The 25930-nt window shown below is 73.7% G+C and carries 26 protein-coding genes; 9 read left to right on the top strand and 17 right to left on the bottom strand.

The features are described from left to right. Positions 1–83: 83 nt before the first annotated feature. Complete coding sequence (locus JAO84_RS30905; RefSeq protein WP_370415781.1) at positions 84–908, top strand: class I SAM-dependent methyltransferase; 825 nt, start codon at positions 84–86, stop codon at positions 906–908. Positions 909–945: 37 nt separating this feature from the next. Here the strand turns inward: JAO84_RS30905 and JAO84_RS30900 are convergent, their stop codons facing one another. Further along, positions 946–2934 (bottom strand): DUF5107 domain-containing protein, encoded by a 1989-nt coding sequence (locus JAO84_RS30900; protein WP_370415780.1) that lies wholly within the window; start codon positions 2932–2934, stop codon positions 946–948. Positions 2935–3081: 147 nt separating this feature from the next. Between JAO84_RS30900 and JAO84_RS30895 the strand changes: the two genes are divergently transcribed. After that, the gene (locus JAO84_RS30895) at positions 3082–3414 is read left to right on the top strand and encodes a DUF6204 family protein (RefSeq protein WP_370415779.1); all 333 of its coding nucleotides are present in this window, start codon (positions 3082–3084) and stop codon (positions 3412–3414) included. On the opposite strand, the gene JAO84_RS30890 is transcribed toward JAO84_RS30895, so the two are convergent. The 3 genes from JAO84_RS30890 to JAO84_RS30880 all read right to left on the bottom strand — a co-directional run bounded on the left by JAO84_RS30890 (position 3411) and on the right by JAO84_RS30880 (position 4641). Then, positions 3411–3968, bottom strand: a complete 558-nt coding sequence (locus JAO84_RS30890; RefSeq protein ID WP_370415778.1) for a GNAT family N-acetyltransferase — start codon at positions 3966–3968, stop codon at positions 3411–3413. The two genes, JAO84_RS30895 and JAO84_RS30890, sit on opposite strands and share 4 nt — an antisense overlap. Before the next feature lie 74 nt (positions 3969–4042). Next, positions 4043–4402, bottom strand: a complete 360-nt coding sequence (locus tag JAO84_RS30885; RefSeq protein WP_370415777.1) for a hypothetical protein — start codon at positions 4400–4402, stop codon at positions 4043–4045. Beyond that, positions 4399–4641, bottom strand: coding sequence for a LapA family protein (locus JAO84_RS30880; protein WP_265867892.1), 243 nt, complete (start codon positions 4639–4641; stop codon positions 4399–4401). The genes JAO84_RS30885 and JAO84_RS30880 overlap by 4 nt, the downstream gene beginning before the upstream one ends. Before the next feature lie 156 nt (positions 4642–4797). Here JAO84_RS30880 and JAO84_RS30875 point away from each other — a divergent pair, with 156 nt between their 5' ends. The 3 genes from JAO84_RS30875 (at position 4798) to JAO84_RS30865 (ending at position 7478) form a co-directional block, all read left to right on the top strand. Further along, positions 4798–5550: a GntR family transcriptional regulator gene (locus JAO84_RS30875; RefSeq protein ID WP_370415776.1), complete on the top strand. Its 753-nt coding sequence runs from the start codon at positions 4798–4800 to the stop codon at positions 5548–5550. A gap of 87 nt (positions 5551–5637) precedes the next feature. Beyond that, positions 5638–6729, top strand: coding sequence for an adenosine deaminase (locus tag JAO84_RS30870; protein ID WP_370415775.1), 1092 nt, complete (start codon positions 5638–5640; stop codon positions 6727–6729). A gap of 95 nt (positions 6730–6824) precedes the next feature. Then, positions 6825–7478, top strand: a complete 654-nt coding sequence (locus tag JAO84_RS30865; RefSeq protein WP_370415774.1) for a GntR family transcriptional regulator — start codon at positions 6825–6827, stop codon at positions 7476–7478. Between the two features lie 34 nt (positions 7479–7512). Here JAO84_RS30865 and JAO84_RS30860 read toward each other — a convergent pair whose 3' ends face one another. The 4 genes from JAO84_RS30860 to JAO84_RS30845 are packed head-to-tail and all read right to left on the bottom strand — an operon-like array spanning position 7513 to position 12644. Next, positions 7513–8454, bottom strand: coding sequence for an LD-carboxypeptidase (locus tag JAO84_RS30860; RefSeq protein ID WP_370415773.1), 942 nt, complete (start codon positions 8452–8454; stop codon positions 7513–7515). Further along, positions 8451–10445, bottom strand: a complete 1995-nt coding sequence (locus JAO84_RS30855) for a prolyl oligopeptidase family serine peptidase (protein WP_370415772.1) — start codon at positions 10443–10445, stop codon at positions 8451–8453. Before JAO84_RS30855 ends, JAO84_RS30860 begins: the two co-directional genes overlap by 4 nt. Before the next feature lie 38 nt (positions 10446–10483). After that, positions 10484–11818: a M20/M25/M40 family metallo-hydrolase gene (locus JAO84_RS30850; protein ID WP_370415771.1), complete on the bottom strand. Its 1335-nt coding sequence runs from the start codon at positions 11816–11818 to the stop codon at positions 10484–10486. Beyond that, positions 11811–12644: a M55 family metallopeptidase gene (locus tag JAO84_RS30845; protein WP_370415770.1), complete on the bottom strand. Its 834-nt coding sequence runs from the start codon at positions 12642–12644 to the stop codon at positions 11811–11813. Before JAO84_RS30845 ends, JAO84_RS30850 begins: the two co-directional genes overlap by 8 nt. 182 nt (positions 12645–12826) lie before the next feature. On the opposite strand from JAO84_RS30845, the gene JAO84_RS30840 reads away from it, so the two are divergent. Then, complete coding sequence (locus tag JAO84_RS30840) at positions 12827–14002, top strand: hypothetical protein (RefSeq protein WP_370415769.1); 1176 nt, start codon at positions 12827–12829, stop codon at positions 14000–14002. 400 nt (positions 14003–14402) lie between these two features. On the opposite strand, the gene JAO84_RS30835 is transcribed toward JAO84_RS30840, so the two are convergent. Next, positions 14403–16889 carry an MFS transporter gene (locus tag JAO84_RS30835; protein WP_370415768.1) on the bottom strand — a complete coding sequence of 829 codons (2487 nt, stop codon included), beginning with the start codon at positions 16887–16889 and terminating at the stop codon, positions 14403–14405. Between the two features lie 296 nt (positions 16890–17185). Continuing rightward, entirely contained in the window at positions 17186–17629 is a 444-nt protein-coding gene (locus JAO84_RS30830; RefSeq protein ID WP_265867884.1) for an SRPBCC family protein, read from the bottom strand. Positions 17630–17777: 148 nt separating this feature from the next. On the opposite strand from JAO84_RS30830, the gene JAO84_RS30825 reads away from it, so the two are divergent. Together JAO84_RS30825 and JAO84_RS30820 are read left to right on the top strand one after the other, a co-directional pair. After that, a complete protein-coding gene (locus tag JAO84_RS30825) occupies positions 17778–18890 on the top strand; it encodes an Rv2578c family radical SAM protein (RefSeq protein ID WP_370415767.1) in 1113 nt (370 codons plus the stop codon). A 93-nt stretch (positions 18891–18983) separates the two neighbouring features. Continuing rightward, positions 18984–20582, top strand: coding sequence for an alpha/beta fold hydrolase (locus tag JAO84_RS30820; protein WP_370415766.1), 1599 nt, complete (start codon positions 18984–18986; stop codon positions 20580–20582). Between the two features lie 24 nt (positions 20583–20606). On the opposite strand, the gene JAO84_RS30815 is transcribed toward JAO84_RS30820, so the two are convergent. From JAO84_RS30815 to JAO84_RS30790, 6 genes are all read right to left on the bottom strand, one after another. After that, positions 20607–21317: a DUF6230 family protein gene (locus JAO84_RS30815; RefSeq protein WP_370415765.1), complete on the bottom strand. Its 711-nt coding sequence runs from the start codon at positions 21315–21317 to the stop codon at positions 20607–20609. Beyond that, positions 21314–21910, bottom strand: coding sequence for a hypothetical protein (locus JAO84_RS30810; protein WP_370415764.1), 597 nt, complete (start codon positions 21908–21910; stop codon positions 21314–21316). The genes JAO84_RS30815 and JAO84_RS30810 overlap by 4 nt, the downstream gene beginning before the upstream one ends. Continuing rightward, positions 21910–22299 carry a DUF6114 domain-containing protein gene (locus tag JAO84_RS30805; RefSeq protein ID WP_370415763.1) on the bottom strand — a complete coding sequence of 130 codons (390 nt, stop codon included), beginning with the start codon at positions 22297–22299 and terminating at the stop codon, positions 21910–21912. Before JAO84_RS30805 ends, JAO84_RS30810 begins: the two co-directional genes overlap by 1 nt. After that, positions 22293–23054: a DUF6230 family protein gene (locus JAO84_RS30800; RefSeq protein WP_370415762.1), complete on the bottom strand. Its 762-nt coding sequence runs from the start codon at positions 23052–23054 to the stop codon at positions 22293–22295. The genes JAO84_RS30805 and JAO84_RS30800 overlap by 7 nt, the downstream gene beginning before the upstream one ends. Then, on the bottom strand, positions 23051–23509 hold the full coding sequence (locus tag JAO84_RS30795) for a DUF6114 domain-containing protein (RefSeq protein WP_370415761.1): 459 nt from the start codon (positions 23507–23509) through the stop codon (positions 23051–23053). The genes JAO84_RS30800 and JAO84_RS30795 overlap by 4 nt, the downstream gene beginning before the upstream one ends. 141 nt (positions 23510–23650) lie before the next feature. Beyond that, positions 23651–24358: a DUF6230 family protein gene (locus tag JAO84_RS30790; RefSeq protein ID WP_370415760.1), complete on the bottom strand. Its 708-nt coding sequence runs from the start codon at positions 24356–24358 to the stop codon at positions 23651–23653. A gap of 168 nt (positions 24359–24526) precedes the next feature. Between JAO84_RS30790 and JAO84_RS30785 the strand changes: the two genes are divergently transcribed. Further along, on the top strand, positions 24527–25129 hold the full coding sequence (locus tag JAO84_RS30785) for a TetR/AcrR family transcriptional regulator (RefSeq protein ID WP_370415759.1): 603 nt from the start codon (positions 24527–24529) through the stop codon (positions 25127–25129). Between the two features lie 7 nt (positions 25130–25136). Here JAO84_RS30785 and lepB read toward each other — a convergent pair whose 3' ends face one another. Beyond that, positions 25137–25874 carry a signal peptidase I gene (lepB, locus tag JAO84_RS30780; RefSeq protein WP_370415758.1) on the bottom strand — a complete coding sequence of 246 codons (738 nt, stop codon included), beginning with the start codon at positions 25872–25874 and terminating at the stop codon, positions 25137–25139. Between the last annotated feature and the right edge of the window lie 56 nt (positions 25875–25930).

Genomic DNA, 25930 nt, shown 5'->3' with positions numbered 1-25930 from the left:
ATACGAATGCTCGGCGTACGGTGAGCTCACGGCAACACGGCAACACAGCAGCACAGCAACCGCTCATCCGAAGGAGTCCGGTCATGTCGTCGTCCACCCCTGCGCACGAGACCGCCACGTACACCCACGGCCACCACGAGTCCGTGCTGCGGTCGCACAGTTGGCGCACCGTCGAGAACTCCGCCGCCTATCTGATCCCCGAACTGGCCGCCGGTCTCGACGTCCTGGACGTCGGGTGCGGTCCCGGCACCATCAGCGCCGACCTGGCGGAGCGGGTGGCGCCGGGGCGGGTGACCGCGGTGGACGCCGCCGAGGACGTGCTGGACAAGGCGCGGGCCGTGGCGGCCGAACGGGGTCTGACCAATATGGAGTTCGCGGTCGCCGACGTCCACGCACTGGACTTCCCGGACGACTCCTTCGACATCGTGCACGCCCACCAGGTGCTGCAGCACGTCGGCGACCCGGTGCAGGCGCTGCGCGAGATGCGGCGGGTGTGCCGGCCGGGCGGAGTGGTGGCGGCCCGGGACAGCGACTACGGCGCCTTCACCTGGTTCCCGCAGACGCCTGGCCTGGACACCTGGCAGGAGCTGTACCAGCGGGTGGCCCGGGCGAACGGCGGCGAGCCCGACGCCGGCCGGCGGCTGCTGTCCTGGGCCCACGAAGCCGGGTTCACCGACGTCACCGCCTCCGCCGGGGTGTGGTGCTTCGCGTCCCCGGAGGAGCGCGCCTGGTGGAGCGGTCTGTGGGCGGACCGCACCACCGAGTCGGTGTACGCGCGCCTGGCGGTGGACGGCGGCCACGCGACGCCCGAGGAGCTGACCGCCGTCGCCGAGGCCTGGCGGGCCTGGGGCAAGGACGACGACGCGTGGTTCCTGGTGCCGCACGGCCAGATCCTGTGCCGGCCGTGAGCCGCCGCCCGGCACCCTCACCCACCATGACGCTCCGTCAGCTGGGACGCATGCGGAACTCGTAGGCGTCCGGCAGTGGTTCGTCGGTGAGCCGGGACCACAGCTCGCCCAGCTCCTCTGCGCCCTCCTTCAGGTCGGCGACCTCGAAGCCCGCGTCGAAGACCGCGCGGGCCGCGTCCGGACGGCCCTCCGCGAGCAGCAGCCGGGCCTCCAGACAGCGGAACGCGCCCCGGGCGCGCACCTCGCCGGGGAGCCGGGAGAGCACGGCCCGGGCCTCGGCGGGCCGGTTCGCGCCGAGCAGGACGGTCACCGTCTCGCGCCCGAGGGCGGCGGTGACCAGCGGATCGCCGCCGTACTGCTCCTCGAAGGCCTCGGCGTACCGGTCCGCGGCCCGTTCCCGGTGCCCGTCCTCCCGGTCGGCCACGGCCAGGCAGTAGAGCAGCGGCCAGCGCTCGGCGGCGTTCTTCAGGCCGCGCTCCCAGCTCCGTACCGCCTGGGCGAGATCCCCGGCCGCCCACTGGGCGACGCCCAAGTGGTATTCGGTGACCGGCTCGGCGGGGGCGGTCTCCAGCATGTCCCGCCAGGCGTCGGAGACCGGCGTCGGCCAGGGCGCGGCGCCCGGCTCCGGCGCGGCACCCGGATCGGGCGCGGGCAGGGCGCCGGTGCGCAACAGCTCGACCCACGGCCGCTGTTCGTCCCCGAGCAGCGCCGGGTCGAACGGCGTGCCGGGCAGCACATGGCCCCCGCGCAGCACTTCGAGCGCGCCCCAGCCCGAGCCCTGCGCGAGCAGCGGCCCGGGCTCGGTGTCGGCGGCGGTCGCCAGCCACCGCTCGTACGCCGTGTCGACCTCGGCGCGCGGCAGCGCCTCGGCGAGCGCGGTCTCGACGCCCGCGCGGGCCGCCGCCCAGTCCGCGCCGTGCACGGTCGCCGGGTCGGCGCCCAGCGGCCCGTACACCTCCAGCCAGGAGGCCTCCTCCCCCGCCTCCAGGACCGGGTGCTCCAGCTGGGTACGGGCGAGGCCGGCCTGGATCTCGGCGTAGCCGGGGGTGCCGGGCTCGGTCAGCCACTCCTGCCAGCGGCGCCCGCCGCGCCCGGTGCCCCACACGAAGAGCTTGCGGCCGAGCAGCCGGTCCGTGGAGGTCTGCACCAGGCCCTCGCCGTGTGCGTCGAGCGCGGCGATCCAGCGCCGCTGCCCGTCCGGCAGCGCGTAGAACCAGTCGCCGGCGTGGGTGCTCTCCAGCGGGTACGTGCGGTCCGCGCCGCCCTCGTCGCACGGCACCGGGACCCGGCGCAGGGCGCGTTCGTATCCGAAGTGCCAGGCGGTGTCGGCGGGTGCGAGGATCCGGCGGTCCTCGGGAACGGCCGTGTTGGACCACCAGTAGCAGGGCACGGCCCGCTCGTGCGGATTGCGGATCCGGACGCCGACGCGCAGATACGGGGAGTCCGCCGGCAGCCACAGGTCGACCTGGAACGGCAGGTCGCGCAGCCGCTCCCACTCCCACAGGCGCAGCATCTCGCCGCCGTCGGGCGCCGGGACGACGGCGGCGTGCAGCGGGCCGCAGGACAGGGTGGTGTGGCCGCGGGCGCCGATGTTCCATTCGATGCCGCCGGAGAACCAGGCGCCGTTGAGGGCGAAGGCGGCGGGCTGCAACACCGGGTTGCGGTAGAGGAGTTCGCGGTCGAGGAGTTCGCGGTCGGCGCGGCCGGTCGACTTGTGCACGAGCGAGTGGATCCGGCCGCCGAGTCCGGGGAGCACGGTCACCTTGAGGTGGTCGTTCTCGATCTCGATCGTGTCGAGGGTGGCCGGGGTGCGCTCGCGCCCGTATCCGTCGCGCATCCGGGTGGGGAGCAGGGTGCGCAGCGGGGCGTGCCCCAGTTGGCGGACCATGTCACGGGGCAGCCCGGCGCGGTCCCGCTCGTCGACCGAGGGCGCGGCCGCGCCGAGGCGGTGGAGCGCGGGCAGCGGGTTGTCCGGGCCCAACGGCGCCGCGGGCAGGGTGAGTACGGCACGTCGTACGGTCGTCATGCCGACCATGGAACACGCCGGAACCACTGCTGGCCAGAGGGTGTACAAGCGCCCGCGGCGGCTTGACCGGGAAATTCCGTTGCGCGGCGCGGGCGCCTCCGTAGGGTTGATCCGTTGTCGAGCAAGTCGTGAGGGAATGAGCGAGCAGTGAGCGAGCAGCACACCTATCGGGTGATCGTCCGGGGTACGTTCGAGAATCTCTCGGAGGAGAGCCGCACGCGCCTCCTCGCCGAGGCCGACGACCACGGGCTCGCCGCGATGCAGTTCACCGAGGACGGCTCGCTCGCCTACGACCGGACCCTGAAGCACTTCTCCTACCGCCTGGTCGTGCTCTCCGACGCGGCTGACGGCGAGGAGATGGCCGGCGCGATCGCGGAGGACCGCGTGGAGCGGGCGCTGGGGGCGCTGGGGCACGGCTTCGGGGGCCTGAAGTCCAAGGTCACGGACATGGACACGATGAAGATCAACTACAAGCGCTAGTCCCGGGCCTGGCCCGGCCGGTCGGCGGTGATCGCCCAGCGTTCGTGGTCCCGCCAGGCCCCGCCGATGAACAGCATCGCGGGCGAGAACCCTTCCAGGCGGAAGCCGGCCCGCCGGACCAGGGCGCGGGAGGCGGTGTTGCCCGGCTGGATGTTGGCCTCCAGCCGGTGCAGACCGAGCGGCCCGAAGGCGTGCCCGAGAACCAGGCCGAGCGCCTCCGTGAGCAGTCCGCGCCCGGCCGCGTGCGCGAAGGCGCCGTAGCCGAGGGCGCCGGAGAGGAAGGCGCCTCGGACGATGTTGTTGATGTTGACGAAGCCGGCGATCCCGCCGCCGTCCCGCTCGTACACGAGAAAGCCCTCGCGGGCCGGGTCCTCGATCAGCGGCCGGCTGTAGGCCGCGTACGTGTCGACGGTCTGCGGCGGATACAGCCAGGGCACATGCAGCTCCCGGCTCTCCTGCGCCCGCGCGGTGAACTCCTCGGCGTCCTCCGCCGTGAAGGGCCGCAGGCCGACACGGGACCCGGTGACGAGATACCGACCAAGATCGCCAGACATGACACCAGGCTACCGGCGGGCCGCGCCGAGCGCGGCCGGCGAGGGGCGCGCGCGGGCGCTGGGCGCCGGGGGCGTCAGCGGCGGGCGGCTGTCACTCGGGGTGGGCAGGCTTCGCCCTTCTTCACCACGCCGACCACGACGCGGCCGCGCGGGGCGCGCTCGGCGCCGGGGGCGGGGTGCTGGGTGCAGACCCACCAGTTCGGGGGCCAGAGGACGCGGCGGTCGCCGCCGCCGACGTCGATGACGTCGAGCCGGGTGCGCGGCGCGAGCGCCGTGAAGACGCGCCACAGGCTGCGCCCCAGCAGGTTCGGCGTGGGCTGGCGGACGGGCGGATGCTCGGCGTCCTCCGGCTCCGCGACCGGTTCGGCGGAGCTGACGGCCACGGCCGCGAGCGCCAGGACCGCGCCCGCGCCGACCAGGGTGGACCGTCTCATTTGCGCCTCCGGGCCGCCGCGTAGTAGCCGCAGACCGCGCCGAGCAGCGCCGTCACGAGCAGCGCGACGTACAGCGGCATGGTCACCTCGGGGATCAGCAGCCTGATCCGCACTTCTCTCGTGTTCTCGAAGATGAACACGAGCAGCAGGATCGCCACGACCCCGATCGCGATCCGGCCGGGGGTGAGGAATCCGCCCGCCCGGGCTCTGCCCGTGCTCGATGTCTCCTTGGGACTCATCGCCGGCCCTCTCCTCCGTCGTGCGTCCCCCCAGGATGGGCCGTTTCGTCCGTTTCGGCCGCGCGAGCGGGAGCCGTCCGAGTGACTTGTCAGACAAGGATGGGCGGTTACGGTAGACATCCCAGACCTGAACCGCGTGTGAAGGAGGACCGATCCGTGGCAGCCGGCGGACCGCAGCGACGCCCCGTGGTCGCGCTCTACGAACGGATCGCGGACGCCATCCACGACGGCACCTACCCGCCCGGCTCCACGCTGCCCTCCGAGCCCAAGCTCGCGTGCGCGCTCGGCGTGAGCCGCCCCGCCCTGCGCGAGGCGCTGCTGCTGCTCCAGGAGGACGGGCTGCTCACGGTGCGCCGCGGGGTCGGGCGCACGGTCAACGCGCATCCGCCACGGCGCGGTTTCGAGCAGGTCAGGGCCCTTGAGGAGCTGCTCGGCGGGGCCGCGCCGCTACGGGTGCGGGGGCTGCTCCGTACGGTCGAGGAGCCGACCGACTTCACCACCCAGCACCTGCTCGCCCCGGCCGGCGCCGAGCTCCGTTTCTGGGAGTCGGTCCTGGTCGGCGAGGCCGGTCCGGCGGTCCTGAGCCATGAGTGGGCCGCCGCCGACGGGGTCCTGGAACGCACCCACCCCGCCTTCGCCGAGGCCCTGCGGACACCGGCCTCCGGAGCCGAACGCACCTCGATGCTGGCCGTGCTGTCCGCGGCCTCGCGGGGCGTGCCGCTCGCGGCGCACAGCGCTGTCACCGCGACCCTGCTCGGGCGGCGCCGCGGCGAGCAGCTGGGCCGGTCGGCCGACACCCCGGCCGTGCTCGTCACGCAGGTGGTACGAGTCGCGGAGACCCCGGTCCTGGCCGCCAAGCACATGCTGCCGACGGGCGCGCCCGCGCTGCCGGTGCTCCAGTCGAACTGAGCCGGCGGGCCGTGGGGGCGGGGCCCGCAGCGGCCTGTCACCGGCGTCGCATCACCCCGCTCCCCGGGTGGCGTACACTTCCCCGCCATGCACTTGTCTGACAACTCTGCCGCCCCCTCCGTCACCACCCCCGTGGCCGAGTGGATCCGCCACGCCCCCAAGGCCGTCCTGCACGATCACCTCGACGGCGGGCTGCGTCCCGCGACGATCGTCGAACTGGCGCGGGCCTGCGGCTACACCGGGCTGCCCACCGAGGACCCGGCCGAGCTGGCGGTCTGGTTCCGGGACGCCGCCGACTCGGGGTCCCTGGAGCGGTATCTGGAGACCTTCGCCCACACCTGCGCGGTGATGCAGACCCGCGAGGCCCTGGAGCGGATCGCGGCCGAGTGCGCCGAGGACCTGGCCGCCGACGGGGTCGTCTACGCCGAGATCCGGTACGCCCCCGAGCAGCACCTGAACGGCGGGCTCACCCTCGACGAGGTGGTCGAGGCCGTGAACGACGGCTTCCGCGAGGGCGAGCGCCGGGCCGGCGGCCGGATCACCGTCCGCACCCTGCTCACCGGCATGCGCCACACCGACCGTTCCCTGGAGATCGCGCAGCTCACGGTGGCGCACCGGGACAACGGCGTCGCGGGCTTCGACATCGCCGGCGGCGAGATCGGCAACCCGCCGGCCCGCCACCTGCCCGCCTTCCAGCACCTCAAGCGGGAGAACTGCCACTTCACCATCCACGCGGGCGAGGCCGTCGGCGCGGAGTCGATCCACGAGGCCGTGCAGGTCTGCGGCACCGAGCGGATCGGGCACGGGGTGCGGATCACCGACGACATCGCCGAGGACGGCACGCTGGGCCGGCTCGCCTCGTACGTCCGGGACAACCGGATCGCGCTCGAGGTCTGCCCGACGTCCAACCTCCAGACGGGCGCGGCGAAGGACTACGCCTCGCACCCGATCGACGAGCTGCGCCGGCTCGGGTTCCGGATCACCCTGAACACCGACAACCGGCTGGTCTCCGGCACCACCATGAGCGAGGAGTTCCAGCACATGGTGGACGCCTTCGGCTACGGCCCGGAGGTCTTCGAGGAGTTCACGGTCGCCGCCCTGGAGGCCGCGTTCCTGTCGCTGCCCGAGCGGCAGCGGCTGATCGAGGAGATCGTCCGTCCGGGGTACGCGGCGCTCTGACCCGTACCCGTACGGGCCTGGGGGGTGAGGGAGGGCAGGCTGTGGCCCGGACCGCCCTGCCCTCTCCCGCCCTCCCCCGGTGGAAGAATGACGGCATGACAGCTGCCGAGGAGTTCAGGCCCGAGTCCGATCGGATCACGCGCACCCTGCGCGACCAGATCATCGACGGAACCCGGGCGCCCGGCAGCAAGCTGGTGGAGCGCGAGATCGCCGCCGAGCTGAACGTGAGCCGGCTGCCGGTCCGGGACGCGCTGCGGGACCTGGTGGCCGAGGGGCTGGTGACGCCGCGCCCCCGTACCTGGGCCGTGGTGCGCGAGTTCAGCGCCTCCGACATCTCCGACCTCATCGAGGTCCGCTCGGCCCTGGAGATCCTGGCGTTCCGGCTCGCCGCCCAGCGCCGTACCCGCGCGGGTCTCGCCAAGCTGCGCGCGGACCTCGACGCCGAGCAGTCCGCGGCGGCCCGCGGCGACGGCGCCACGGCCCGGCGGGCGGCCGCGGACTTCCACGAGACGGTCACCGAACTCGCGGACAACGCGCTGCTCACCGAACTGGAGGGGACCCTGCGCAGCCGGATGCGCTGGCTGCTCGGCCAGCACGACGCGTTCTCGGCCGTCGCCGAGGAGCACGAGGAGCTGTACCGGGGGATCGAGGCGCGGGACGCGGAGCGGGTCGAGGAACTGGCGCTGCGGCACCTGGAGACCAGCCGGAACACGGCCGCCGAGCACCGGCGGAGGACGGCGCCCGAGTAGCCCCCGGCACCCGTCCGGGCCTGCCCCGCCCCGCTCAGCTCAGGGCGGGTACGTCGAGGGTGAGCGTGCCCGCGTCGGCGTCGAGCACGCCGGGTATGCCGAGCGGGACGGTGAGCGCGGTGGAGGCGTGGCCGAAGCCCAGCTCCTCCACGACCGGGACGCCGAGCCCGCCGAGCCGGTCGGCGAGGACCGCGCGCACCTCCTCGTAGGGCTCGCACTCCGCCCACGAGCCGAGGCCGATGCCGGCCACCCCGTCCAGCCAGCCGGAGCGCAGCAGTTGGGTGAGGATCCGATCGAGGCGGTACGGCTCCTCCCCCACGTCCTCCAGGAGCAGCAGCCCACCGCGGGCGGAGCCCCGGGCGTGCGGGGTACCGAGGTCGGCGGCCAGCAGGCTGACGCAACCGCCAAGGGTGACCCCGTGCGCCCGGCCCGGCACCAGGGTGCCGGCGCTCTCCAGGCCGAGGGGGCACACCGATTCGGGCTCGAAGAGGGTGGCCCGCAGCGACTCCTGGGTGCGGGCGTCCTTCAGGAAGACCTCGGTGGCGACCATCGGGCCGTGCAGGGTGGCGAGGCCGAGCCGGGCGGCGAAGGCCTCGTGGAGGGCGGTGATGTCGCTGTAGCCGACGAGGACCTTCGGGCCGGCGGCCCGCATCGCGTCCCAGTCGAGCAGGTCCACCATCCGCTGCGCCCCGTAACCCCCGCGGGCACAGAGCACCGCGGAGATCTCGGGGTCGCACCAGGCCTCGGTGAGGTCGTGGGCCCGGTCGGCGTCGGTGCCGGCGAGGTGTCCGATCGTGGGGTGGGTGTCGAGGACGTGCGGGGCGACGACCGGGTCGAGGTCCCAGCCGCGCAGGATGTCGAGCCCGGCGCGCAGCCGCTCCTCCGGTATGGGGCCGCTCGGCGCGACCACGGCGACCCGGGCACCGGGGCGGAGCCTCGGCGGGCGCAGGAGCGCGGGGACGGGTCCGGGCGTCATGAGCGCAGCTCCAGCTCGGCGAGGTCGTCCCGAACGATGCCGAAGGCACGGGCGTACAGGGCGAGTTCGGCCTCCAGGGCACGGATCATCGTCTCGGCGAGGCGGAAGCCGTGGCTCTCGCCGGCGAAGGCGAGGTAGCCGTGCGGGATGCCCCGGCCGGCCATCCGGGCGAGGAAGCGCTCGGCCTGCGCGGGCGGGCAGACCGGGTCGTCGAGGCCCTGGAGCAGCAGGAAGGGTGCGGAGATCTTCTCGGCGTGCTCCAGCGGGGAGCGGTCCCGGTAGCGGGCGGGCACCTCGTCGGGCCGGCCGATGAGGGAGTGCATGTACTGCGATTCGAAGTCGTGGGTCTCGCCGGTGGTGAAGGCGGTGGGGTCGAGGACGGGGTAGATGATGGTGCCGCAGGCGTAGACGTCGGTGTGGGCGAGGGAGGCGGCGGTGGTCCAGCCGCCGGCGCTGCCGCCGCGGATCGCGAGGCGGTCGCGGTCGGCGGTGCCCTCTTCGGCGAGGGCCCGGGCCACGGCGGCGCAGTCCTCGACGTCGACGACGCCCCACTGCTCGCGGAGGCGTTCGCGGTACTCCCGGCCGTAGCCGGTGGAGCCGCCGTAGTTGACCACGGCGACGCCGATGCCCCGGGAGGTGAAGTAGGCGATCTCCAGGTCGAGGACGAGCGGGGCGTGGCCGGTGGGGCCGCCGTGCGCGGAGACGACGTAGGGCGGGAGCTCGTCGGCGGGGGCGGTGCGGTCGGGGTTGTGCGGCGGGTAGACGTGGGCGTGGATCTCGCGGTCGTCGGGGCCGGTGAAGGTGCGGATCTGCGGTTCGGGGTAGTAGGCGGGGTCGACCGGGTCCTGGTGCGGGGAGCCGATGACGCGGGTGCGGCCGGTGCGGGTGTCGAGCTCGACGACCTCGTAGGAGCTGCGCGGCCCGGCGGCGACGCCGACCACCCGGGTGCCGTGCGCGGCGAGGGTGGCGGACCATGCGGTCCGGGGTCCGGTGACGTCGACGAGTTCGCCGCTCTCCGGGTCCAGTATGCCGAGGGTGGTGGCGCCGCGGCCGTGGACGACGGCGACGAGGCCGCTGTCCAGCGGCCGGAACCAGCTGAGGCCGACCTGCCACAGCGGGCCGGCGAACTCCTCGGGGCGCGGGCAGAGCGGGACCGGTGCCGTGCCGGTGCCGGGCGCGGGGGTGCGGTAGAGGTTCCACCAGCCGGTGCGGTCGCTGACGTGGAGGAGCTGTCCGTCGGCGGTCCAGCCGACCTGGGGCACGGACTCCTCGGGTCCGCCGGCGACGGTCCGCGGGGCGCCGAGGGTGCCGTCGGCGGTGATGTCGGCGAGCAGGACCTCGGTGCCGTCCCAGGGCATCCGGGGGTGGTCCCAGGCGATCCAGGCGGCCTGCCGGCCGTCCGGGGAGAGCTGCGGTCCGGTGACGAAGCGGTGGGTGTCGTCGGTGAGTTCGCGAATGCGGCCGCGGTCCTCGGCGGCGGAGCCGTCGAGCGGCACGGCGGCGATCACCCGGCGCACGTCGGTGGGCGCGGGTCCGGTGAACTCCTCCAGGACGCACCAGACCTCACCGCGCTCGGGCAGCAGCACCGGGTCGGCCCAGCGCAGTCCGCCGCCGACCTCGGAGGTCGGGGTGAGCGGCCGGGGCACCGGGCCGCCCGGGGCGTCCGGCTCGCACACGTACAGCCGCTGGTCGGGGTGGTGGCAGAAGACGACGAACGGGGTGCCGTCCGGCCGTACGGTGCCGGCCCAGGCCTGTCCGCCGTATTCGAGGACCCGGCTGCGCACGTTCCAGGGTGCGGGCAGCACCGACTCCTCGGTGCCGTCCGGGCGGCGGCGCACCAGGGCGCGCCGCCCGCCCTCGGTGGGCCGCGGCGCGGTCCACCACACTTCGTCACCGACGAATCCGACGGAGTCGGGCCGTCCGTCGTGTGCCGCGGCGAGCGCGGCGCCGATGGGTGACGGCCAGCTGCCGTAGGCGGCCGTGGGTGCCATCAGGATTCCCCCCTGGTTGTGGTCGGGTGTGCGGGCTTTCAGGCCGAGCGCAGGTAGTGGTCGAGGACGCGGACGCCGAAGTGCAGGGCGTCGACCGGGACGCGTTCGTCGACGCCGTGGAACAGCGCCCCGTAGTCGAGGTCCGGGGGCAGCTTCAGCGGCGAGAAGCCGTAGCCGGTGATGCCGAGGCGGGAGAACTGCTTGGCGTCGGTGCCGCCGGTCATGGAGAAGGGCACGGTGTGTCCCTCGGGGTCGAAGCGCTCGACCGCGGCGCGCAGTTTGGCGAAGGTCGGCGAGTCGACGGGGGCCTCCAGGGGCACCTCGCGGTGGTGGAACTCCCACTCCACATCGGGTCCGGTGAGCCGGTCCATGGTCTCGACGAACTCGTCCTCGCCGCCGGGCAGCATCCGTCCGTCGACGTAGGCGACGGCCTGGCCGGGGATCACGTTCACCTTGTAACCGGCGTCCAGCATCGTCGGGTTGCTGCTGTTGCGCAGGGTGGGTGCGACGAGGGCGGCGGCCGGGCCGAGCTTCTTCAGGAGCGTTTCGACGTCGAAGCCGGGGGCGTCCACGTCGGCCTCGATGCCGTAGAGCGCGGCGAGTTCGACGAGTGCGGCGCGCACGGTCTTCGTGATCCGCACCGGCCACTCGTGGGCGCCGATCCGGGCGACGGCGGCGGCGAGCCGGGTGACCGCGTTGTCCTTGTTGATCTTCGAGCCGTGTCCGGCCCGGCCGTGCGCGGTGAGCTTGAGCCAGGCGGTGCCGCGCTCGCCCGCCGCGATCGGGTACAGCCGGGTCCGCGGGTCCGGGTGGAAGCTGAACGCGCCGGACTCGCTGATGCCCTCGGTGCAGCCCTCGAAGAGCGGGGCGTGCCGCTCGGCGAGGAACGCCGAGCCGTCCTCGGCGCTCGCCTCCTCGTCGGCGGTGTAGGCGATGACGATGTCCCGGCGCGGCCGCACGCCCTGGCGGGCCCAGGAGCGCACGACGGAGAGCACCATCGCGTCCATGTTCTTCATGTCGACGGCGCCGCGCCCCCACACGACGCCGTCGCGGACCTCGCCGGAGAAGGGGTGCACGGTCCAGTCGGCGGCCTCGGCGGGCACGACGTCCAGGTGGCCGTGGACGAGCAGCGCGTCGGCCGTCGGGTCGGTGCCGGGGATCCGGGCGACGACATTGGTGCGGCCCGGGGTGCGCTCCAGGAGAGTCGCCTGGAGGCCGGCGTCGGCGAGGCGCTCCGCCACGTACTCGGCGGCGGGGCGCTCGCGGCAGTCGCCGCCGCCCCGGTTGGTGGTGTCGATCCGGATCAGCTCGGACGTGAAGGTGACGACCTCGTCGAGGGCCGTCGCGTCCGGACCGGGTTGCTGCTCAGCCATACTGCTCCTCCACGGCGGCCGACACGATCGTCGTGACCGCCTTGAACGTGCGAATTGCCTCGTACATCGTCTCGCTGGTGTAGGCGGTGCGGCGCTCGCCACTCCGCTCGGCGCCCGGCACCACCGTGGCGGCGGCGGCCAGGTGCTCGGCGTCGAATTCCAGCTCCACCGTGAACGGCCCGCCGCTGACCGGCTCGCGCCGGACCGCGAGCGAGGCGGCCGCCTTGGCGGCGGCGCGGATCTCGGCGGCGGTGCGGGCCGGGGTGCGGCACACCGCCGCGTACCGCGACACGTAGTCCTTGACCGCGACCTTGGGTGCCTCCGGCGCGTACCCGAGAGCGTCCTCGCAGGTCAGGTCGTCGCCGGTGACGAGCACGACGGGGACGCCGAACTCGGCCACCACATGCGCGTTGAGCAGGCCCTCGCTCGCGCGGACGCCGTTCAGCCAGACGCCGGTGATGGAGTTGGCGAGATAGGTGTGTGCGAGGACGCCCTCGGCGCCGGCCCCCGTGTGATAGCCGACGAAGGCGATCCCGTCCACGTCGCCGTGCTGCACGCCCTCGACCATGGAGAGCGACTTGTGGCGGCCGGTGAGCATCTCGGCGCGCTCGTCGAGCCGCTCCAGGAGCAGATTGCGCATCGACCAGTGCGCCTCGTTGATGAGGACCTCGTCGGCGCCGCCGTCGAAGAAACCGAGCACCGCCGCGTTCACGTCGGACGTGAACATGGAACGGCACCGCTCCCACTGCGGGGTGCCGGGCAGCACGTCGGCGGGCCAGGTCACGCCCGTGGCGCCCTCCATGTCAGCACTGATCAGGATCTTCATGTCTGGCACCGTACGCGTCGGGCGGCGGGCCCCACCACCCCTGTGGATAAGTGTCGAAGGCGTGGACCGGTGACGGCGGTTCGGGCGGCGGCGTGTGCCGGTGATTCGGGCGAATCCTTTCATCTCGTGCGTATAGGCTGTCGGGCGCAGATTTTCCCTCCCGATCCGCAGGAGACCTCTCGGTGACCACGTCGCTCGCCCCGTCCGAAACCCCCGCCGAAACCCCCGCCGAAACGTCCACGTCCGTCGAGGTGCCGGCGCAGGCGCCCGCCGAGGCGACTGCCGACGTGACCGCCGAGGCGACCGTCGACATGGCCGTCGACACCGGTGAGTGGGTCGAGCCCGCCGCGCAGGCCGTGGCCGAGGCCGTGGTCCGCGACGCCCGCGACTTCGGGGTGTACGCGCGGACCGGCGGCTGGGCCTTCGCGCTCAAGGTGGCCCGCAGCGTGCGGCCCGGCGGCCAGCCGGCCGGGGGCTCGGACAAGGTGTCGGCGAAGGCCTTCGCGGAGCTCGCCGGGTGCTCGCCCGAGCGCGTGATGCGCTACTACAAGGCCTGGGACATGGCCGCGGACGACGGCCTGGTGCCGCAGTTCGAGGCGCTGGTGCCCGGCGAGGACGTCGAGCTGCCCGAGGCGGACGTCTGGCTGTCGTACTACTCCTCCCGCAACAGCGCGACCTCCGTGCGCGGCCACGCGATCAGCGCGGCGGCGGAGGCGGAGGGCATCAAGCCGACGAAGGCGCTGGAGGTCGCGGAGAACCCCACGGCCCTGCGCGCCGCGATCCTCGCCGACCCCGGCACCGCGGAGGCGGCGCGCGGCGCGCTGCTGGACCGGATGAAGGAGGACCCGGCACTGCAGACGGAGATGGCCCGCGCCATCGCCCGCACCGGCGACCTGAAGAAGGCGGTGGCCCAGGAGGCGAAGGCCGCCGACCGCATCGAGTACGTCCGCCAGATCGCCGAGGGCGGCCAGATCAGGACCCCGGCCGGCCAGACCGTCGCCGCCCCGCCGGAACTCCGCGCCGAGGCCGAGCGCCACCTGTCCCTCATCGACGAGCTCGACGACTCGGAGGAGGCCGGCGAGTGGGCCGGCGAGGCGTACGAGACGGTGCGCACGATGGTCGTCAAGGCCGTCGAGGACAACCCGGAACTGCGCGTCCAGGAACGCCGCACCAAGTTCTACAACAGCCTCCAGAAGGCCACCAAGGTCTTCGAGGAGCTCACCCTCGACGAGGTCCTGGAGGAAGACGTCGTCGAGGCCGACATGCTCCAGCGCCTGGAGGCCCTCCAGGACGCGATCGGCGCCTGCATCAGCGCCCTGCGCAAGGCGACGGCGTCGCCGGAGGCGGCCGAGGACTGAACCGGAGCGGGGCCGGGGCACGCCCCTGTCCCACCCGTTTCACCGGCCCGAGGCCGGGGTCGGGACGGAGCCGGGCGGGTGGCTCGGCGCATGCCGACGGCAGCGCCGGCCGGGGACTGACCGGAGCAGGCCCCGGACGCCGGGCAAGGCGCGGGCGCGCCATTGCACGGCTCTCCCGTATCACCGCCCCGAGGCCGGGGCCCGGCGGCTCCGCGCCCGCCGACGGCAGCGCCGGCCAGGGCGACCAGGGCGTCGCGCACGGCGCGGCCACTCCGATCACGGCACCCCTGGCCCGAAGCAGGGCCGGGCCGACCGAGGAGCGTACGGCCAGAGGCCGGGCCCGGGGCGGGCGGCGTCAGGCGCGTCCCGCCGGGGGCGGGGACCTGGGTCCCCGCCCCCCTCAGTCCTCGTGGCCCAGTTGCAGGTCGCGTTCCGTGCGGCCGCCGCGGGCGACCTGGAGGACTGTGGCGACCGGGGGGTAGCCGGCGGCGATGACGGTGTATTCGCCGGAGGAGAGGTCGACGAAGCGGAAGGCGCCGTCGGGGCCGGTGGTGAGGGTGTCGACGACATTGCCGGCGGCGTCGAGGAGGGTGACGCGGGCGTCCTCGACGGGGCGGCCGGCGCCGGCGCGGACGGTGCCGCGGAGGACCGCGCCGCCGGCGAGTTCGATGTCCTGGCGGGTCTCGCGGGAGGACTGGACGGTGACCGGGAGGGCAGCCGGGCGGAAGGCGGGGGCGCTGGCGGCGAGGGTGTACTCGCCGGCGACGAGTTCGCCGATGACGTAGCCGCCCTCACGGCCGCTGCGGGTGGAGGCGACGACCTCGCCGCGTACGTCGGTGAGGGTGACGGCCGCGTCCCCGACCGGGGTCCCGTCGGCGGTGACCACGGTGCCGGCGAGGCGGCCCGCGCCGCCGAGCACCACGTCGAGTTCGACCGGGCGCTCGCCGACGGTCACGGAGACCGCCTGCGGCTGGTGCCCGCCGGCGGCGGCGATCAGGACGTACGAGCCGGAGCCCGGCACGCTCAGCGCGTACCGGCCGTCGTCGCCGCTCGCGCCCCGGCCGATCTGCGTCCCCGCGACGTCGATGAGGGTGAGGGCCGCGCGCGGCACGCTGCTCCCGTCCGGGTGCTGCACATGGCCGCAGACCGGCACCCCGGGTGCGGGAGCCGTCCGGGCGGACGGGATCGGGGTGGTGGCGGGGGCCTCGGTGGTGGGGGTGTGGTGGGACACCAGCGGTTTCTCCTTGAGGAAGAAGGCGAGGACGAGGCCGAGCGCGAGGACCGGCACGAGGTAGAGGAAGATCCGGGGCATCGCGTCGGCGTACGCCTGGACGAAGGCGTCCCGGAGGGCGGGCGGCAGCGCGTGGACGGTCTGCGGGGTGACCGAGTCCGCCGGCGGCAGCGCGGCGGCGGCACCGTCCCGGGGCAGCCGTTCGGCGAGCGCGTCGTCGAGGCGGGCGGCGAAGAGCGTGCCGAAGACGGCGGCGCCGACGCTGCCGCCGATCTGCCGGAAGTAGTTGTGGGCGCTGGTCGCGGTGCCGAGGTCGGCGGGCCGCACCGAGTTCTGCACGGCGAGCACCAGGACCGGCATGATCAGGCCGATGCCGGTGCCGAGGACCGCCTGCCACAGGCTGTGCTGGAGACGCGGGGTGTCGGTGTCCATCCGGGAGAGCAGCCACATGCCAAGGGCGGCGACGGCGGCGCCCGCCACCGGGTACGCCTTGTAGCGGCCGGTGCGGCTGATGAGCTGTCCGGAGACGACGGAGGCGACGACGATGCCGCCCATCAGCGGGAGCATCAGCAGGCCGGACTCGGTGGCGCTGGCGCCCTCGACCATCTGCAGGAAGGTGGGCAGATAGCTGGCGGCGCCGAAGAGGGCGATGCCGACGACCGCGCCGACCAGGCTGGTGACGGTGAAGACGGAGTCGCGGAACAGCCGCAGCGGGATGAGGGGTTCGGCCGCGAAGCGCTCGACGACGAGGAACAGGACGGCGGCCGCCGCGGCGCCGATGCCCAGGCCGAGGATGACGCGCGAGCCCCAGGCGTACTCGGTGCCGCCCCAACTGGTCAGCAGCACCAGGCAGGTGGAGGCCGCGGCGAGCAGCAGGGTGCCGAGGACGTCGAAGCGGGCACGGGCGGCCGGCTTGGGGAGCTTGAGGACGAGCGCGACGACGACCAGGGTGACGAGCCCGAACGGAACGTTGAAGTAGAAGCACCAGCGCCAGGAGACGTGGTCGGTGAAGAAGCCGCCGAGCAGCGGTCCGGCGACCGAGGCGAGGCCGAACGCGGCCCCGATGAGGCCCATGTAGCGGCCGCGTTCGCGGGCGGGCACGATGTCGGCGATGATCGCCTGGACGCCGATCATCAGGCCGCCGGCGCCGACGCCCTGGAGGGCGCGGAAGGCGATGAGCTGGTCCATGGTGCGCGACCAGCCGGCGAGCCCGGAGCCGATGACGAACACGACGATCGCGAAGAGGAAGACGCCCTTGCGGCCGAGGAGGTCGCCGAGTTTGCCGTAGACCGGCAGGCCGATGGTGGCGGTGAGCAGATACGCGGTGATCGCCCAGGACATCCGGTCCAGGCCCTGGAGTTCACCGACGATCTTCGGCAGGGCGGTGGCGACGATCATCTGTTCCAGCGCGGCGAGGAGCAGCGCGAGCATGAGGCCGACGAAGACCAGCCGGACCCGGCGGGGGTCCAGGGCCTGCCCGGCATCGGGCCCGGCATCGGCACTGCCTCCGGGACCGGGACCGTCTTCGGAACCGGGAGCGTCTTCGGGACCCGTGGCGGCCGGTTCCGCGACCAGGTCCGGGGGCGGCTCGCCCACGAGGGGCGGCACCGCGCCCCCAGCCGCTTCGGCGTCCTTCACGCTCGTGATGGCACCCACCTGTCACTCCCCTCGCCACGCCCTCTGCGCGCGTCATTCTTCGCATTGCGCGCGAAGCGGGAGCAAGTCGGGCGGTACGGGGGACGGGTGGGGCCGGTGTGGTTGAACGTCCCTGCGCGGCGGCGCACTTGGGGCGCTCATCAGCGCGTTTACCGGGTGGTGCGCGACCCCCGGGTGCGCCGGGCACTCTTGCGGGGGTCGCGGGGAAACCACTCGAATCGGTGACGATTCGGAGCGTTACTTCGGGGTTCCGGTTTCCCGAGGCTACTTCCCGCCCCGGGGGCTCACGCTCGGGACTACTTCTCGACCTCGGTGGCCAGGTTGGCGAGCACGGCGTCGTAGATCCGGGCGAGGCCCTTGGGCGCGAAGGTGCGCTCGAAGAAGCCGCCGATGCCGCCGGCACCGTTCCAGACGGTGGTGACCACGGCCTTGGACCTGCCTTCGCCGGCCGGGGTGACGGTCCAGGTGGTGACCATGGAGGAGTTGCGGTCCTTCTCGACCAGCTGCCCGTCGGTGGGCTCGCTGACCTCCAGGAGGCAGTCGCGGACGCGCTTGCTGGTGGCCTGGAGCTTCCAGTGGACGAGGGTGCCCTCGCCGTCGCCGCCCTCGCGCACCTCGTACTCGCTGAAGTGCTCGGGGAGCAGCTTCCCGCGCGTGCCGGTGTAGTCGGCGAGCGCGTCGAACACCGTCTCCGCGTCGGCGGCGACGATCCGCTCCGTCGTGGCCTCGACCTGCGCCATGGCACTTCCTCCAGCTGTTCTCGTGGTGCTCACGGGGATGTGGGTCAAGCCAATCACCTGGGCGCCGGGGCCCAAAATCGGGGTTGCGGCGATCAAGGGAACACGTGTTCTATTCTGGCACTCACCACCGCCGACCGAGGAGGCGTCCATGCGCTGGGACCATCTGGCCGACACCGCCGGCGACACCACGCATCACACCGGTGCCATCGCTCCCGCCGCGCCCGCCGACCTCGCGCTGTTCGGCCGGGACGCCGTCACCACCCGTACCTTCGACACACCCGAGTTCCAGGGGATCACCTTCCACGAGGTGCGGGCCCGGTCGATCGTCAACCGGGTGCCCGGCGCCTCCCGCATGCCCTTCGAGTGGACGGTCAACCCGTACCGCGGCTGCACGCACGCGTGCGTGTACTGCTTCGCCCGCAAGACCCACAGCTATCTGGACCTGGACACCGGCATCGGCTTCGACTCCCAGATCGTGGTGAAGTTGAACGCCCCGGAGCTGCTGCGCGCCCACCTCGCCTCGCCGCGCTGGCAGGGCGCGCACATCGCCATGGGCACCAATGTCGACTGCTACCAGCGCGCGGAGGGCCGCTACCGGCTGATGCCCGGGATCCTGGAGGCGCTGCGGGACCGGGCCAACCCGTTCTCGATCCTCACCAAGGGCACGCTGATCCTGCGCGACCTGGAGCTGCTGCGGCAGGCCGCCGAGGTGACCGAGGTCGGCGTGTCCGTCTCCGTCGGCTTCACCGACCGGGAGCTGTGGCGCACCGTCGAGCCCGGCACCCCGGCCCCCGAGCGGCGCCTGGACGTCGTCCGCACCCTCGCCGGGCACGGCATCGGCTGCGGGGTCCTGATGGCCCCGGTCATCCCGTTCCTCGGCGACCGGCCGGAACAGCTGCGCGCCACGGTCCGCGCGGTCGCCGAGGCCGGCGCGACCTCGGTCACACCGCTCGTGCTTCACCTGCGGCCGGGCGCCCGCGAGTGGTTCCTCACCTGGCTGGGCCGTCACCACCCCGAACTGATCGCCCGTTACGAGCGGATGTACGCGGGCGGCGCCTACGCGCCCACCTGGTACCAGCGCCGGATCACCCGTCAGGTGCACGAGTTCGCGGCCGAGTTCGGTATGGGCCCGGGCGGGCGCGCGACCCCCCGCCCGGAACGGCGACGCGCGGCCGGCCCCGTACCCGACCACCACGCGCGCGTGCCGGCGGCCGAGCAGCTCAGCCTCCTGACGACGGCGGTCTCACGCCGGTCGCCGTAAAGCGAGGTCCCTGACGGCGTGTCACGTACGCCGAACGGGTCAACTCTCCACCGAAACGGTCCTTTCGCGCCCGCCACGGGGCACGGAGGCCGTATGAAACCCCGCGCAGGAAAACTGATCGCCGCTGGGGCGCTGGTCGCCGGGACGGTCACCGTCCTGCCCGCGCCCGCCACCGCCGCGAGCGAGCCCGGCCCGACCACCCGTCCCGTGGCCCCGCTCACCTGGACCGACTGCCCGACCAGGGCATATCCGAAGCTCCAGTGCGCCACCCTCCGGGTGCCGCTCAACCACGACGACCCGGCCGGCCGGAGCATCTCGCTCGCCCTGACCCGGGTCGCGCACACGGCGAAGATCTTCCAGGGCCCGCTGCTCGTCAACCCCGGCGGACCGGGCGGCAGCGGTCGCGGGATGGCCGGTTACGTCGCGGCCTCGCTGCCGCCGAAGCTGGCCGCGCAGTACGACGTCATCGGCTTCGACCCGCGCGGCGTCGGCAAGAGCGAGCCCGCCCTGAACTGCCGCCCCGGCCACTTCGATCCGGTGCGCCCGGACTCCGTGCCGCACGGCGCCGAGGGCGAACGGGCCGGTGTCGAGCGGGCCCAGGCGTTCGCGAAGGCCTGCGGCGACAAGTACGCCGACGTGCTGCCGTACATCGACACCGTCTCCACCGCCCGCGACATGGACTCCATCCGCGCCGCCCTCGGCGCGCCGAGACTCAACTACCTCGGCTACTCCTACGGCACCTACCTCGGCGCCGTGTACGCGCGGCTCTACCCCGAGCGGGTCCGGCGGATGGCCCTGGACTCCGTGGTCAACCCGCACGGCGTCTGGTACGAGGACAACCTCTCGCAGGACTACGCCTTCGACACCCGGCACAAGGACTTCGCCGCCTGGGTGGCCCGCAACGACGCGACCTACCGGCTCGGCACCGACCCGACGGCGGTCGAGGCGGCCTGGTACCGGATGCGCGACGAGCTGGCGACCACGCCGGCGGGCGGCAAGGTCGGGCCGGGCGAGCTGGAGGACACGTATCTGCCGGGCGGCTACTACAACGGCTACTGGCCGCGGCTCGCGACCGCCTTCGCCGCCTACGTCAACGACCAGGACAGCGCACCGCTGGTGAAGGCGTACGAGGACTACGCGGCGGCGGACGCGTCGGCCGAGAACGGCTACTCGGTCTACGCGAGCGTGCAGTGCCGGGACGCGGCCTGGCCGCGCGACTGGAGCGTGTGGCGCAAGGACAACTGGGAGACCCACGCCAAGGCGCCGTTCTCCACCTGGAACAACGCCTGGTACAACGCGCCGTGCGCCTTCTGGCCGGTCGAGCCGCTGTCCCCGCCGGACGTGCACAACGACCAGGTGCCGCCCACGCTGATCCTCCAGGCCACCGACGACGCCGCCACGCCGTACGAGGGCGGGGTCGCGCTGCACCGGATGGTGCGGGGCTCCAGCCTGGTCGTCGAGGAGGGCGGCGGCAACCACGGCGTGACGCTGGCCGGCAACGACTGCATGGACGAGCACCTCACCGCCTACCTCTCCACCGGCAAGGTGCCGCGCGCCGCGAACGCCGGCGCGGAGGCGGACGCGGTCTGCGAGACGCTCCCGGAGCCGGAGCCCGCCAAGCCCGCCGAGACCCGCGGCGCGGCTCCCGAGGCGGGCATGACCCTGCACGGACTGCTCGGCCACGTCCGCTGACCCGCCGCGCCCGGCGCTCAGCTCCTAGGGGGCGCCGGGCGTCCCGGGGGTGCCGGTGGGGGCGGCGGGCTTCGGGCAGGCGACCGTGCCGGGCTTCACGGCGACGCTCAGTCTCGGGGTGGTGAGCAGACCGGGGATCTGCATGTCCTGGGCGGTGCCGGTGATGGCGTCGAACTTGGCGTAGCGGGCCTGGATGCCGAAGCGGTGCTGCGGGCTGTCCAGCGGGTTGGGGAGGTAGGCGCCGGTGGCGTCCTTGACGGTCTTCACGTCGGCGCCGTTGACGTTGAGGTCGACGATGCCGTCCATGTCCAGCTCGCCGGTGGCGTCGCGCAGGTCCAGGACCGTGTTCTTGGTGCGGATCTCCCAGGTGCCGGGGTCGGTGTCGCCGAGGGTGAGGAGCAGGGTGTAGGTCACGCCGGCGATCTGCTGGCGCTGGCTCAAACACAACCCGTTGATGACCCCGTCCGCGAAGCCCATGCGCAGCACGCGCAGCGAGCCGGTGGTGCCGTCGGGCCGCACCACGGTCTGGTCGACGACGGCGGCGCCGTACTGGGTGCCGTACAGACTGCTGGTGGTGAAGTCCACCGGCCGGTCCTGGATGCGGAGGTCGACGGCGAGCGCGCCGCCGGTCATCGCGGCGGCCAGGGAGCCGGCCGCGAGCAGGGCGGGCAGGGCGACGGCGAGCGAGCGCCGCCAGTGCGTGCGCCCCTCCTCGAGGCCGGGGGCGGCGGTCATGGGCTGGTCACCGTGATCGTGCCGGGCAGGTGGACGGGGTTGTCGGTGGAGTTGAGCGCGGCGTGGTCGTCGACGGTGCGGATCGCGTAGATGGTGCCGCGGAAGTCGGTGGCGCCGGAGGTGAGCGGGATGAACTGACCGAAGAAGTTGAGCAGGTCCTGGATGTGGCAGGCGATGAGCAGGACGCAGATGTTGTCGATCGTGCCCCACATGGTGGTGGTCTCGGGGTTGCCCGCGCTGTCGTAGCCGCCGAGCGAGCCCTGGTTCGGCACGTCGATGGTCAGGGTGTGGCCGTCGGCGCGCTGGGTCACCCTCATGTGGCGGCTGACCTTGAGCTTGGTGAAGGTGTACTTGTTCGTCTGCACCGTCGAGCCGTCGGACAGACGGATGGTGACGCCGAGCTCCGCGGTCAGGGAGGTGGCGACCAGGCTGTCGATCCGTACGTCGAGGGGGTACGGGGACGGGAGGAAGGGCACGCCCAGCGGGACGACCTCCGCCGCGGCACGCGGGGCGGCGTTGCCGGCCCGGTCCGGCAGGACGGCCGTGGCGACGGCGACGAGCAGCACAGCGGCGACGGCGAGTGTCCGGCGCATCAGCTCTCCTCCGCAAGGCGGCGGGCGGGGCGGCCCGGGCGCTTGGGGCCCCAGCCGACCGTCATCGCACCGCCCAGCACGCCGAGGGCCATCCCCACCAGGAAGCCGCCCAGGTTGGACACGACCAGCGAGACCACCGCGAGCACGGTGCCGATGAGACCGAAGGTGTAGCGCTGGCGGGGTGCGGCGATCGGGATGAGCCCGCACAGGATCATGCCGCCGCCGGTGAGGTAGCCGGCCACTCCCCCGAAGCCGGTGTTCACGATCAACTGCACCGAGCTGAGCGAGAACTTGAGCACCGTCCAGCCGCCCGCGACCAGCCAGAGGCCGCCCCAGAACGGCCGGGTGCGCCGGAAGGCCCGGAACCAGCGCCGGGCGTCGCTCAGCATGACGTCGCCGTTCCGCCGACGATGCGGATGTCCAGCTGGGGCAGCACGAGGGCGCCGGCGATCTCGGCGTCGTACGCGGTGGCGTTGAGGCCGTGCAGATTGACGGAGCTGCCGCCGGGGCCGCCGGCCGAGCCGAGGCCGAAGCCGCCGGGCACGGCGCCGGTGAGCGGTCGGCCGTCGACGAGGACCTGGTCGGCGGACTGGCCGATGACCGCGTTCTGCAGGGTGGTCGGTCCGTACGACTGGAGTTCGGTGGCCTGGATGTAGAGGTTGGAGGCGTCGATGTCGGTGGTGAAGGTGGCGGGCGGGGCTGTGGTCACCTGCTGGCCGGCGGTCAGGAGCAGGGAGTACGGCAGGCCGGCGATCGACTGATGGACGATGCCGCACAGTCCGGCGAGCCCGGCCTGGGCGAAGCCGACCCGGGCCATGCCGGTGGTGGCGGTGGAGGTGCCGTCGGGCTTTCCGACCGGCGGGGTGTTGACGATGGCGCCGAAGCCGGTGCCGGAGACTCCGTTGGAGGTGAGGGTGAAGGGCTGGCCGGTGACGCTGAAGTTGGCGGCGAGGGCGCCCTGCGACATGGCGCCGCCGAGCGCGCCGACGGCGAGCGCGGCCGGGACGAGGGCGAAGGCGCCGCGTCCCCACCGGGTGCCGCGGCGGGTGCCGTCGGCGGCCTCGGCGAGCATCTCGGCGTTCCAGCGGGCGCCGGCCCGGGCCAGTGCGCGGGCGGTCTCGCGGGGGCTGGGGTACGCGCTCATGCGACGGCGCTCCCTTCCCGGGCGGGGGCGGGACGGCCGCGGCGCCGGCGGGCCGGCTTCTCGGGCAGCCAGGAGAAGGCCATGGCGCCGCCGAGCACGGCGAGGAACATGCCGAGGAACAGGCCGCCGAGGTTGGACAGCGGGAAGGAGGCGACGCCGGCGATCACCGCGATGACGCCCGCGGTGTGGCGCTGGCTGGGCAGGAAGAGGATCAGCAGTGCCATCGCCATCAGGAGCACTCCGCCGGCCATGCCCGCGATGCCGCCGACGCCGATCTGGAGGATCTTGCCGAGCGGCGCGAGCGGCAGGAAGAGGATCACGAAGCCGCCGAGTCCGGTCCACAGCGCCGCCCAGAAGGGCCGGGTGCGGCGCCAGCGCCGGAAGGCGAGCCGGGCGCGCGGCAGCGGACCGCCCGCGCGCGGTACGGGTGCGGGCGCGGCTCCCGGCTCGGACACGGGTGCTGCGCTTTCGGGCTCCGGGTCGTGCGTCATACGGACCTCGCAACGGTGAGGGGGCCGGGGGGGAGTCGGTGGTCCGGGGCGCCGCGTCCGGTGCGGGCGGCGCCCCGTACCCGTGGGGGGTGCGGAGGTACGGAATCAGCAGGTCGTCTCGCCGTGGGCGATGCCGATGGCGAGGTCCGGCAGGGTGATCGCGCCGGCGATGGTCGCGCCGTTGGCGTCGGCCTTCAGGCTCTCGATCGTGGTGCGTCCGCCGGTCGCGTCGAGGCCGAACTGGCCCGCCGAACCGTCGTTGATGCCGGTGCCCTTGATGCCGGCGCCGTCGGCGGCGGCACCGATCACGTTGGGCGTGGTGTCCGTGGCGTCGAGGGTCGCCTTGGACGCCTTGAGGGCCTGGGCGTCCAGGATGAGCTTGCGGGCCTGGAGGCCCTCGCCCGCCGCGAGCTGGTCCGGGGTGAGCGGGGTCGCGGCGGCCGGCGAGGAGATGTTGAGCGACCAGGTGCCGAGGCTGCCGATGACCGGGAGGTTGACCGACTGGGTCGCGTGCACGCACAGCCCGTCGAGTCCGGCCTGCGCGATGCCGACCTCGGCGGCGCCCTTGGGCCCGCCGGCGTCGACGGTGTGCATGACGGCGCCGATGCCGGAGGGCGCGGCGACCGTCTTGGAGCTGAGGGTGAAGGGGACGCTGGTCAGCGAGAGGTTCGCGGCCAGGGCGCCCTGGACCATCGCGGTCGCCATCCCGGCGACGGCCGCGGCGGCCGGCACCACCAGGAAGACGGATCTGCGCCAGCGGGTGACGCCCCGGGTCTCCCGGATCTCCCGGGTCTCACTGATCTCTTCGGACATGTGCCTTCTCCAACCGTCGTCCCGCGCGGTGCGCGGGTGGGGATGCGGGGATCGGTGTCACGGCCGTGACACTGCGTGGCCACTTGTTCGAGAATTGGACAGTATTAGAGGATGTGTCAACAGTCTGGACAGAGGGGATGGAAAATTCCTCTCCACTAGGCTGGGCCGATGGCCAGGTTCAGGGAGACGGTGCGCACGCTGCTGCGCGAGCGCCTGTTGGACGCCGCGTACGAACTCGTCGCGGACCGCGGTTTCGAGAAGCTGCGCATGGCGCACATCGCGAGCGCCGTGGGCGTGAGCCGGCAGACGCTGTACTCGGAGTTCCCGTCCAAGGAGGCGGTCGGCGAGGCCCTGTTCCAGCGCGAGCTGGAGCGCTGCCTGGTCGGCATCCAGGCGGCCCTCGACGCGCACCGGGACGACCTGCGGGCGGCCGTCACCGCCGCGGCGGACTTCACCCTCACCCTGGCCGCGCGCAATCCGCTGGTGAAGGCGATGCTCACGAGCGCCCGGGACGACGGACTGCTCCCCTATCTGACGACCCGCTCCCAGGCGGCGTTCGCCACCGCGTCGGCGATGGCCGGCGCGTACGTGGCCGAGGCCTGGCCCGCCGTGGACCCGGTCGCGCGCGAGCTCGCGGTCGACACCGCCGTACGCCTGACGGCCAGCCACATCGTGCAGGCGGCGGGCTCGCCGCAGGAGTCGGCCGGGCGGATCGCCGACGTCTTCCTGCGGATCGCGCTGAGCACGGGCGAGGAGCGCGTCCCGGGCTGAGGCCCGCTCAGGGTCCCGGACCCGGCCCCCCGCCCGCCAGGCCGCTCCCCCACCCCTCCTCCAGGACCGGCGGCGCCCCGAGCTCCGGCGAGGTCGGCACGAGGCCGCCGCGCAGACCGACCCGCCCCTCGACCCGGGCGATCTCGCCCCAGCCGTAGGCACGGGAGTCGTCGGAGAGATCGGGGTTGTCGCCGAGATAGAAGAAGGACCCGGCCGGCACCGTGCGCAGCTCCGGCCGGGCCGAGCGGGCGCCGTCGGCGGTGCAGCAGTTCCCGGTCCGCCGCGCCTGGCCGGTCCACTGACGTGCCGTCACACGGTAGACGGGGCCCCGGCCCTGTTCCTGGAGGAGCACCTGGAAGGGGTCCTCGGCGGTGGACACGATGGCGATCCGGTCGCCGGGCAGGCCGATGACCCGTTTGACCAGGAGCGCGTTCTGCCGCGGCGAGCGCAGCAGGACGACGTCGAAGCGGTGCACCTCGCCGGCCGAGCCGGGCACCGGGAGCAGCCGGTCGCCGTCGTGCAGGGTGGGCGCCATGCTCGATCCCTCGACCTTCACGCTGAGGGCGGTCACCGCGACGCCCGCGAGGAGGCAGAGCAGGACGAGCCCGGTGAGGGCGGCGGGCACCGCCCGGCGGGCGCTCATCTTCGGGGGCCCGGCGGCCGTGCGGCGCCGGGCAGGGAGTTCTCTTCCATGGCCGGGACGGTAGGCCCGGCGCTCCGGGCCCGCCGTGACCGTACCGCTCACGCTGCGCCCGTACGGACGCCGTCGCGCGAGCGCCCCGGTGGCGGAGCCCGTAACCC

The sequence above is a fragment of the Streptomyces fradiae genome, from assembly GCF_041270065.1.
GTDB lineage: Bacteria > Actinomycetota > Actinomycetes > Streptomycetales > Streptomycetaceae > Streptomyces.
This window is presented reverse-complemented; position numbering and strand designations above follow the sequence as displayed.

Excerpts from the sequence above, each read along its gene's own strand:
- JAO84_RS30825 (WP_370415767.1), top strand. The coding sequence starts at position 17,778 with ATGCGCTGGGACCATCTGGCCGACACCGCCGGCGACACCACGCATCAC.
- JAO84_RS30800 (WP_370415762.1), bottom strand. The coding sequence starts at position 23,054 with ATGAGCGCGTACCCCAGCCCCCGCGAGACCGCCCGCGCACTGGCCCGG.
- JAO84_RS30805 (WP_370415763.1), bottom strand. The coding sequence starts at position 22,299 with ATGCTGAGCGACGCCCGGCGCTGGTTCCGGGCCTTCCGGCGCACCCGG.
- JAO84_RS30890 (WP_370415778.1), bottom strand. The coding sequence starts at position 3,968 with ATGTCTGGCGATCTTGGTCGGTATCTCGTCACCGGGTCCCGTGTCGGC.
- JAO84_RS30900 (WP_370415780.1), bottom strand. The coding sequence starts at position 2,934 with ATGACGACCGTACGACGTGCCGTACTCACCCTGCCCGCGGCGCCGTTG.
- JAO84_RS30860 (WP_370415773.1), bottom strand. The coding sequence starts at position 8,454 with ATGACGCCCGGACCCGTCCCCGCGCTCCTGCGCCCGCCGAGGCTCCGC.
- JAO84_RS30845 (WP_370415770.1), bottom strand. The coding sequence starts at position 12,644 with ATGAAGATCCTGATCAGTGCTGACATGGAGGGCGCCACGGGCGTGACC.
- JAO84_RS30880 (WP_265867892.1), bottom strand. The coding sequence starts at position 4,641 with ATGAGTCCCAAGGAGACATCGAGCACGGGCAGAGCCCGGGCGGGCGGA.
- JAO84_RS30870 (WP_370415775.1), top strand. The coding sequence starts at position 5,638 with ATGCACTTGTCTGACAACTCTGCCGCCCCCTCCGTCACCACCCCCGTG.
- JAO84_RS30820 (WP_370415766.1), top strand. The coding sequence starts at position 18,984 with ATGAAACCCCGCGCAGGAAAACTGATCGCCGCTGGGGCGCTGGTCGCC.
- JAO84_RS30905 (WP_370415781.1), top strand. The coding sequence starts at position 84 with ATGTCGTCGTCCACCCCTGCGCACGAGACCGCCACGTACACCCACGGC.
- JAO84_RS30785 (WP_370415759.1), top strand. The coding sequence starts at position 24,527 with ATGGCCAGGTTCAGGGAGACGGTGCGCACGCTGCTGCGCGAGCGCCTG.
- JAO84_RS30790 (WP_370415760.1), bottom strand. The coding sequence starts at position 24,358 with ATGTCCGAAGAGATCAGTGAGACCCGGGAGATCCGGGAGACCCGGGGC.
- JAO84_RS30865 (WP_370415774.1), top strand. The coding sequence starts at position 6,825 with ATGACAGCTGCCGAGGAGTTCAGGCCCGAGTCCGATCGGATCACGCGC.
- JAO84_RS30810 (WP_370415764.1), bottom strand. The coding sequence starts at position 21,910 with ATGCGCCGGACACTCGCCGTCGCCGCTGTGCTGCTCGTCGCCGTCGCC.
- JAO84_RS30815 (WP_370415765.1), bottom strand. The coding sequence starts at position 21,317 with ATGACCGCCGCCCCCGGCCTCGAGGAGGGGCGCACGCACTGGCGGCGC.
- JAO84_RS30830 (WP_265867884.1), bottom strand. The coding sequence starts at position 17,629 with ATGGCGCAGGTCGAGGCCACGACGGAGCGGATCGTCGCCGCCGACGCG.
- JAO84_RS30885 (WP_370415777.1), bottom strand. The coding sequence starts at position 4,402 with ATGAGACGGTCCACCCTGGTCGGCGCGGGCGCGGTCCTGGCGCTCGCG.
- JAO84_RS30855 (WP_370415772.1), bottom strand. The coding sequence starts at position 10,445 with ATGGCACCCACGGCCGCCTACGGCAGCTGGCCGTCACCCATCGGCGCC.
- JAO84_RS30850 (WP_370415771.1), bottom strand. The coding sequence starts at position 11,818 with ATGGCTGAGCAGCAACCCGGTCCGGACGCGACGGCCCTCGACGAGGTC.